This is a genomic window from Actinomycetospora sp., assembly GCF_036497245.1.
In the GTDB taxonomy this organism is placed as follows: domain Bacteria; phylum Actinomycetota; class Actinomycetes; order Mycobacteriales; family Pseudonocardiaceae; genus Actinomycetospora.
Genome location: NZ_DASXJS010000069.1, coordinates 1 through 6749, shown reverse-complemented (window position 1 = coordinate 6749; position 6749 = coordinate 1). Strand labels below are relative to the sequence as shown.

Below are 6749 nucleotides of genomic sequence, written 5' to 3'. Positions count from 1 at the left end.
GCCCGCTCCCGCGCCGGTCGCGGCGGCGCCGCGGGTGCCGGTCGCGGCGTAACCTGGACGTGTCCGACCTCGGGAGGCGACATGGCCGGCATCGCCGGGAAGCGCACCGTCGTGGAGCCGGGCGAGCCCGCGGGCGACCTCGCCGAGCGGCTCGGGCTGCTCCGTCCCGAGCAGCAGCGGGCGTTCCGCGCCATGCTGGACCGGGTGCGCGACGCCGAGCGGCGCGCCGAGTACGAGAGCGACGGAATCCGGCTGCGCTGACGGCCCGGATGCGCTGATCACCGTCGGTGGTCCGTGATAGTGCTTCACGGGTGAGCGACTGGCCGTTCCTCGCCTGGTCCCCGGACGACGCGGCAGCCGCGGTCTACGACGTCACCGTCGACGGGGGGTGGGACCAGCTCGTCGACTTCTACGCGGGTGGCGCCCCCTGCGCGCCGCTGGAACGGGTCGTCGCCCTGGCCCGGGAGCACGGCGTGCGGTCCCTGGTCGTCGAGCAGCGCCACCTCGACCCGGACTGGCGCAGCGAGCACGCCGCGTTCCACGGCCGGCTCTTCCGGCGGCACCCCACGGTGACCCACCGCTGGCACCTGTTCACCGACGACGTCGACCCGGAGGACCTCACCCGGCTCGACCCGACCGCGTACCGCGGCTATGCGGTGCTGCGCCCGCTACCGGCCACGCCGGTCGGCCGCACCATGATCACGCCGCCGCCGGGTCTCGACGGCGCCGTCCGGTGCGAGGCCACCGAGACCCTGTCCCTGTTCGGGACGGCGCTCACGGTCCGCGCGATGCCGTTCCTGTCGCAGGACGCCGAGTACCTGCGCTGCGCGCACGCGACGCTGTGGATGGTGCTGCGCCACGCCCATCTCGCGCACGGCATCCCGCGCCAGCTCACCGCGGCGGTGCACGACGCGGCGTTGGGCGGGGTGATCGTCGGCCGCCAGGTGCCCAGCGAGGGCCTGTCGGTGCAGCAGATGATGGCCGGCGCGACGAGGCTCGGGCTCTCCCCCGGCCTGGTGCACCTGCCGCAGACCCGCGCGGAGGACGACGACGCCGGGATGCTGACACTGCACGGCATCCTCTGCCGCTACGTCAACAGCCAGGCGCCGCCCGTCGTGATCTCGCGGGCGCACGCCTGGGTCGTCGTCGGCTATCGACGGGTCTCGCCGGAGTCGGGTGCCGGGGTGCGGCTGTGGCGCCACGACGACGCCCGCGGTCCGTACCTCGAGGTCACCGACCCGTTCGACGAGGTCGACGACGCGCACCGCCCCTGGCAGGCCGCGATCCTGCCGCTGCTGCCCGACGTCTACGTCACCGCCGAACGGGCCGAGGCCGCCGGGGAGCACTGGTTCCGCGGGTACCTGGGGCAGGCCGACGAGGACGAGCCGATCGCGCGGGCGGCCGCCGCCGACGCCCTGACGTGGCGGACGTACGTGACGCGCGCCGACGAATGGCTCGAGCGGCTCGCGGGGCGCGGGGTCGACCCCGAGCTCGCGCGGCTCTACCGGCTCACGCCGATGCCGGACTACGTGTGGGTGGTCGAGGCGGTGGACCGGGCGGCGCGGGCGGCCGGGCGGCCCGACGTCGTGGGCGAGGCCGTCCTCGACTCCACCTCGTCCACCCACCACGAGCCCCTGCTCTCCGGGCTCATCGCGCTGCACGGTGGCCGGCTGGCGCACCGGGTCGGGCCCGACCACGGCCAGCGGCGCGAGGTCCGGCTCCCCGCCCCGGGCCACTACCGGACGGGCCGCCGCGGGCGCGCCTGAATCAGGCCTCCGGCGGGTTCTCCGCGACCGCACGCGGGAGGACCCCCGGCGAGATGTCGGACCCGGCCACCGGCCCGCCCGCCGTCGCGGCACCGTCGGGCTTCGCCTGCACCGGGCCGAGGTGAGCGTGATGCGGTTGGTGCTCTTCCGCTCGCGGCTGCCCTCGCCCGAGACGGAGCCGGAGAGCACGAACCACTTCGCGGAGGCCTGGCCCCGCGCGTTCACCCGCCGGGTGACCTCGACCGAGAGCTCGATCTTCACCTCGCGCACCCCGAGACCCGCGTTCTCCTCGCCGCTGGCGCGCTGCGCTGTCAGGAGGTCGTGGCGCAGGGCCGCGAGGACCTCGTCCAGACCCAGACCGTCGTCGTCCTGCCCGTCCCCCGTGTCCGTCACGGCGCGCACGCTAACCGTGCCCACCGACGATGTGGAGTTCCTGTCGTCCGACGTCAGCGACGCCGCGTCGCTGACACTGCGGCCGGGCCCCACGCCGCCGGGCGCGGCACCCGCGCGGGCCGCGTCGTCGTCGCGTCCCCCCGTGCCGCGGCGACCTGCGGACCGGTGAGGAACAGCGTGTCCGCGAGCCGGGTCCCGCGCAGGTCCGCGCCCCGTAGGTCCGCCCCGAGCAGGTCCGCGCGGCCGAGGTCGACCCCGCGGAGGTCGGCGCCCATGAGCAGCGCAGCCCGCAGCGTCGTCCCCGCCAACGGGCGCCGCGCCGCGCGCCCGCTGCGCAGATCCCGCCCGACGAGGTCCGCCCGCGCGTGCCCCGGAGCCCCCGCGGACCCCCGCACCGCCTCGCTCACCCGCCCGAGCAGCTCCCCGACCTCGGCGCGCACCGCCCCGACGTCGACCCCCGCGGGCGACCCCTCCGCCAGCCCCGCCACCCGCCGGGCCGCGGCCGTCACCTCGTCCCGCAGCCCGTCGTCCGCCTCGGGCACCGGCTCTGTGAGGTACCAGAGGATCTCGTGGAGCGGGCGCAGGACCGCGAACGCGTCGAACGCCTCCCGCGCCGCCCCCGGACCGTCGCGCCAGTCGGCGGACACCCGTTGACCGGCGCCGAAGCAGTCGAACGCCACGCAGCCCGGGAACCCACGGTCGAGCAGTTCGGTGTGGATCCCGCAGGGCGCGTCGGTCCGTCCCGGGACCGATGTGCGCAGGTTCGGGCACGGCGTCTCCGCAGGCTTGTCGAGCGCGAAGTCCGCCGAGCGCGCGAACGCGGGCGCGACGCAGCACAGCCCGGAACAGCGTGCGCAGTCGGCGACCAGCTCCAGCGGTTCCATCGCCGGAGACGCTAGGCGATCGCCCCACCGTCTTCCGTACCCGAGCAGCACCTTCTCGCGCCGGAACCCGCGCCCCGGGGCCCTCGGGACGCGGAGTCGCCGGCCTCAGCAGCAGCCGCAGGAACAGCCGTCGCAGGTCGGGTCGTCGCAGCAGGGACAGGCCCTCAGCTCGAGCATGTGTCGCACCTCCCTCCGGTCACTCGGTGGTCGGGTGGGCACCAGGTGCCCGGGACCGGGTCGGGGCAGGTCGCGCTCGGCACCTGGTCGGCCATGGCGACGAGGTCGGCGCGCAGCCGGGTCAGCCGTGCCATCTCGGCGTCGATCTCGGCGATGCGGCTGCGCAGGAGCGGCGCCGCCGGCTCGCACGGGCACGCCCCGGTGTCCCGGACGGCGAGGAGGTCGGCGATGTCGCTCAGCCGCAGTCCGAGGCGCTGGGCGCCCCGGATGAACCGGAGCCGGTCGAGGGCGGGCTCGCCGTAGCGACGGTGCTCGCCGCTCGTGCGCTCCGGTGTCGGCATGAGCCCGACGCGCTCGTAGTAGCGCACGGTGTCGGGCCGCAACCCGGCCTCGCGCGCGAGGCCGGAGATCGTCAGCGTCGCGCTCTCACCCATGACGGTGACGGTAGGACCTGGAGTCGGGTCCAGAGTCAAGTCGCACGACGGTGGGCCTCGCCGGGGGTGACTCCGCCGACCCCAAGGGGGCGGAGATCGGCGGAGCCACCGTGATCAGCCACAGGGCGTCGGCCGATCCCGGGGCGCGTGCAGGGGGCCGCACACGCCCACTGGGTGACGGTCCCGCGTCCTCACCTCGGCGTCAACGGAGCAAAGTGGTCGCGTTCGGGACACGATCCGCTCTCCGTGCGGTCGCGTCGTGAGACGTCAGTCCCCGCGCAGCCGTGCGTAGACGGCCATATCCCGACGGCGGTCCCCGATCGTCGATGTAGTCGAGGGCCTGGGCCTCGTCGGCGTGGGCGGGCAGGGTGCCGACGAGCGGGACGTAGGGGTCGGTCGCCAGGTCCCGCACCATGGCGACGTCGCGGGAGTCGTAGGCCCGCAGGGTGACGTCCCCGTGGCTCGGGCGTCGTGCCGGCCAGGCCGGCGGAGACGGGTCCACCGCACCTCCCCGAGGTGGTGCGACGACGACACCCCGCCGGCCCGGGGGACGGCGGGGTGTCGGAGCCGATCGGTCTACTTGGTGCAGCTCACCATGGCGCTCGGGCCCGTGGCGGAGTCGTGGGCGACCTGGACGCCGTCCTCGATGATCGTGCAGGTGATCGTGTCGGACTTGTTCATGTGGCTGATGTCCGGGCTGAGCGAGGCGGTCACGGTCGGGCCCATGAAGCCCGAGACCTGGGCGTTCGCGCTCCACGGCGAGCCGGCACCCGAGACGGACGCCGAGGCGAGGTTGTTGTCCCGGGACTGGCTGTAGGTGGCCGCGATCCTGGTGCCCTTCGCGGTGGTGACCTTGTACGTCACGTTGTGCACGGCCGTGCTCTGCTGCGCGGTGGTGGTGACGGCGCTGGTGAAGGCGACCGTGTAGAGGACGCACATGATCAGGGCCACGACGCTCAGGACGATGCCGGCGATCGACGCGCCACGGCCGTTCCGGGCGCTCCGGGACTTGACCAGCCCGACGACGGAGAGCACGAGGCCGATCGGGGCGAGGCCCCAGGCGACGGTCCCGACGAACGGGATGAACGAGAGGACGGCGCCGATGACGGCGACCACCAGACCGGCGGTCGCGATGCCGTTGGACCGCTGGGGCGGCACGCCGTTCGAGGGCTGCGGCGGGAGAGCGGTCGGCTGCGGGGTGGCGTAGGTCTGCGGGTACGGCGCGAACTGCGGGGCGCCGTAGTTCTGCGTGCTGGCGTAGTACTGCTGACCACTGACGTACTGCTGACCACCGACGTGCTGCTGGCCACCGACGTGCTGCTGGCCACCGACGTGCTGCTGGCCACCGACGTGCTGCGGCGCGCCGTAGCCCCCGAAGGTCGGCACGAACTGCGGGGCGCCCTGGTTCTGCGGGGCGCCGTGGTTCTGCGGGACGCCGTGGTTCTGCGGGACGCCGTAGCCGCCGGGAGGGGTTCCGTACCCGTTCGACATCGGGCCACGGCCGTTCGCGGCGACGCCCGCGTACTCGTCGGCGTCGCTCCGGCGGTGCCTCGGCCGGTCGATGTTCTGGGTCATGTCCCCGCTCCCCCGATCTCGTGCGCTTGTCACGCCGATCTCGCGCAGGGAGGCGTCCTCGTTACCGCCGCGTCGTGTGGCGCCGCGGGTTTCACCCTCTCGAGCGACAACGAGCGACACGCATCAGAGCCCGGGCGGCGGGCCGGTGATGGTGATGCCCATGCCCCGGGCGGCCCCCTCGACCCGCTCGATCTCATCCGACGTGGGCGACCCGGCCACCGGCAGCGCATCACCCTCGGCAGGCGCACCCACGGCACCGAAGAAGCTCTCGAGACCGCCGGGCGTGTTGATGCAGAGGAAGCGCGCCGTAGGAGAGGACACGGCGTAGGCGTGCGGAGTCCCTCGCGGCATCCAGGCGAATCCGCCGGGCCCGTGGACGAATGGACGGTCGTCGTTGATCCAGAACGTCAGCTCGCCGTCAAGGACGAGGTATCCCTCGTCCTCCCGGGAGTGAATCATCATCGGCGAGCCGTGTCCCTGGGCGGCCCAGAACTCCGTGACACCCAGCTGCCCGTCGGTTCGAGCGCTGTCAGCTCGTGTCGCCATGAGCGAGTCGAGGAACCGGATCTGCGTTTCATCGGTGACTGCCGACTTCTGCGTCGTCATATTTTCCCCCAGGGATGCATTTCGGATAGGTCGAGCATCGACTGCCTGTCAAGGCGCGCCACCCGCAGTGTCGACGTGGACACGGGCGGTGCCAGGACAATTCGATCTCGCTCACTCGGCGACCGAGGAGAAATGCGTCCGATTCACTCCGCGTCAACGATTCATCGCCACTGGTGAGGGGCCGCACCCGTGATCTCAGTGGCGCGCCCGGGCGATGCGATAGAAGGCCGGGACCCCACTCGGGTCCAGTCCGTGGCGGGTGAGGGCCTCAGTGGTGGAGATGTCCTCGAGCCGGTTCCAGCCGCGCCGGTGCATGTAGGCGGGGAGCTCAGCGGGGTCGAAGCCGAACACGAACGGCTCCCCCGCGTTCGCCACGGAGCGAACCCATGCTTCTGCGTGCGGGAACGGCACGGTGCCGTCGATCAGGCCGCGATGGACGTAGGTGAAAGCCAATTCGCTCCGCTCACCGGTGGCGTCGTGCGCCCATCGCACGGTGGCGTCGACGGCGTCGGCGGCGAGGTGGCTGGCCACGCCTTCCCAGAGCACGAAGGTCGGTCGACCCTGCTGGAAGCCGGCCCGGTCGAGCGCCGCGCCCAGGTCGTCACGATCGAAATCGACGGCGACGAAGTGCACGTGTGCTGGACCCCGACCGAGCGCGTCGGCGATCACCTGGCGCTTGACCGCTTGAGTGTCGGGATGGTCGACCTCGTAGACGTCCAACCGCTCGCAGCCCGGCAGCCGGTAGGCGCGGCTGTCGTAGCCGGCTCCGAGGATGACCAGCTGCTCGATCCCATGATCCCATGGTCGATCGCGGCGGTTGCGCGGTCTCCACGGCCCGGAACAACGCCATGTACTCGGCCGTCCGGCTCCGCTCACCCTCGCGCACAGACGCACCGTGCCACGTCAGGATCCGC

Annotated in this window: 8 protein-coding genes and 1 pseudogene; 2 read left to right on the top strand and 7 right to left on the bottom strand. The window is 73.3% G+C overall.

The genetic code is table 11. The features are described 5' to 3' along the window. Positions 1 to 81: 81 nt before the first annotated feature. On the top strand, positions 82 to 261 hold the full coding sequence (locus VGI02_RS07665; protein WP_331626702.1) for a hypothetical protein: 180 nt from the start codon (positions 82 to 84) through the stop codon (positions 259 to 261). A gap of 50 nt (positions 262 to 311) precedes the next feature. Continuing rightward, positions 312 to 1766, top strand: coding sequence for a hypothetical protein (locus tag VGI02_RS07660; RefSeq protein WP_331626701.1), 1455 nt, complete (start codon positions 312 to 314; stop codon positions 1764 to 1766). A gap of 132 nt (positions 1767 to 1898) precedes the next feature. On the opposite strand, the pseudogene VGI02_RS29105 reads toward VGI02_RS07660, so the two are convergent. The 7 genes and pseudogenes from VGI02_RS29105 to VGI02_RS07630 all read right to left on the bottom strand — a co-directional run. Next, a pseudogene (locus VGI02_RS29105) lies at positions 1899 to 2159 on the bottom strand (trypco2 family protein); the annotation flags it as partial. A gap of 53 nt (positions 2160 to 2212) precedes the next feature. After that, positions 2213 to 3043 carry a pentapeptide repeat-containing protein gene (locus VGI02_RS07655; RefSeq protein ID WP_331626700.1) on the bottom strand — a complete coding sequence of 277 codons (831 nt, stop codon included), beginning with the start codon at positions 3041 to 3043 and terminating at the stop codon, positions 2213 to 2215. A 164-nt stretch (positions 3044 to 3207) separates the two neighbouring features. Next, the gene (locus tag VGI02_RS07650; RefSeq protein ID WP_331626699.1) at positions 3208 to 3654 is read right to left on the bottom strand and encodes a MerR family DNA-binding protein; all 447 of its coding nucleotides are present in this window, start codon (positions 3652 to 3654) and stop codon (positions 3208 to 3210) included. A 202-nt stretch (positions 3655 to 3856) separates the two neighbouring features. Continuing rightward, positions 3857 to 4156: a hypothetical protein gene (locus tag VGI02_RS07645; protein WP_331626698.1), complete on the bottom strand. Its 300-nt coding sequence runs from the start codon at positions 4154 to 4156 to the stop codon at positions 3857 to 3859. A 74-nt stretch (positions 4157 to 4230) separates the two neighbouring features. After that, the gene (locus VGI02_RS07640) at positions 4231 to 5229 is read right to left on the bottom strand and encodes a hypothetical protein (RefSeq protein ID WP_331626697.1); all 999 of its coding nucleotides are present in this window, start codon (positions 5227 to 5229) and stop codon (positions 4231 to 4233) included. A gap of 123 nt (positions 5230 to 5352) precedes the next feature. Beyond that, the gene (locus VGI02_RS07635) at positions 5353 to 5775 is read right to left on the bottom strand and encodes a cupin domain-containing protein (protein WP_331626703.1); all 423 of its coding nucleotides are present in this window, start codon (positions 5773 to 5775) and stop codon (positions 5353 to 5355) included. A 255-nt stretch (positions 5776 to 6030) separates the two neighbouring features. Next, positions 6031 to 6711, bottom strand: coding sequence for a class I SAM-dependent methyltransferase (locus VGI02_RS07630; RefSeq protein ID WP_331626696.1), 681 nt, complete (start codon positions 6709 to 6711; stop codon positions 6031 to 6033). Between the last annotated feature and the right edge of the window lie 38 nt (positions 6712 to 6749).

Bases quoted from the DNA above. Each gene is read 5' to 3' on its own strand.
- VGI02_RS07665 (WP_331626702.1), top strand. From the start codon at position 82: ATGGCCGGCATCGCCGGGAAGCGCACCGTCGTGGAGCCGGGCGAGCCC.
- VGI02_RS07655 (WP_331626700.1), bottom strand. From the start codon at position 3,043: ATGGAACCGCTGGAGCTGGTCGCCGACTGCGCACGCTGTTCCGGGCTG.
- VGI02_RS07650 (WP_331626699.1), bottom strand. From the start codon at position 3,654: ATGGGTGAGAGCGCGACGCTGACGATCTCCGGCCTCGCGCGCGAGGCC.
- VGI02_RS07640 (WP_331626697.1), bottom strand. From the start codon at position 5,229: ATGACCCAGAACATCGACCGGCCGAGGCACCGCCGGAGCGACGCCGAC.
- VGI02_RS07635 (WP_331626703.1), bottom strand. From the start codon at position 5,775: ATGGCGACACGAGCTGACAGCGCTCGAACCGACGGGCAGCTGGGTGTC.